The sequence below is a fragment of the Apibacter muscae genome, assembly GCF_007845635.1.
In the GTDB taxonomy this organism is placed as follows: Bacteria; Bacteroidota; Bacteroidia; order Flavobacteriales; family Weeksellaceae; genus Apibacter; species Apibacter muscae.
Genome location: NZ_SELG01000026.1, coordinates 1 through 792 on the forward strand (window position 1 = coordinate 1; position 792 = coordinate 792).

Consider the following 792-nt stretch of genomic DNA (forward strand, 5'->3'; position numbering starts at 1 on the left):
ATTTTCTTTATTTTCATATCTTATAATATTTCTTGCCATAATTGAGATAAATTTTAAGAAAAAGGCATAATATTGGCTATACAAGATAGTTAAGGTATTATGCCTTAATCAGTTACTATTTAATTTGATTGTAAGCCAATAGATGTATTGACTTTTGAAGAAGTCAGGCAGACTTTCTTGAAAAATAAGCATCCACTTCTTTTTGATGCTCTATAAAATTATTTTTTCTTCTTTTGGTCATCCACGTATCTAATTCAGTTCTTTTAAAAAACAACTTGTTCCCATTTTCACAGGAATAAGAGGGTAAATTTGTACTTTGACTGTTTAATTTACGCAAATAGCTTTCCTCATACCCTGTATATAAAGCAGCTTCTTTTATGGTTAAAACCTCTTTTTTCAACACCACATTTAAATTCATTATTCTAACTAATTCCTGAATATCTCCCTGATGACATCCTTCTAAAATTCTACTTAATTTCATATAAAATTCTTTAATTTAATTTTATTTATTATCTTTGTTATATATTTGTATTTATGCACTTTACGGAAAGTAAAGTGCATAACATTCCTACTTAAAATACTTAACTAAAAAATAGTAGTATTCTATTATTGGTCTTTCTCCTGAATTTACACTTAATTAAAATAGGATTACTATACTTTCTCCTACTTTTTGACTCCCTTTACTGCTTCTAAATTATTTTACCATAAATTTATTATTTCTCAAATTATCTATACAAAAAAAATAAACATAAAGATACCCCTATGTTATTATGTTTAATAACTCAATTTTTT

General features: G+C 25.3%; 1 protein-coding gene. It reads right to left on the reverse strand.

The window, feature by feature from the left end:
* Positions 1 to 163: 163 nt before the first annotated feature.
* A complete protein-coding gene (locus ETU08_RS01500) occupies positions 164 to 481 on the reverse strand; it encodes a MerR family transcriptional regulator (protein ID WP_146261243.1) in 318 nt (105 codons plus the stop codon).
* Positions 482 to 792 lie beyond the last annotated feature (311 nt).

What these genes read in the sequence shown, in the direction of transcription:
- ETU08_RS01500 (WP_146261243.1), bottom strand. Translation starts at nt 481, where the DNA reads ATGAAATTAAGTAGAATTTTAGAAGGATGTCATCAGGGAGATATTCAG.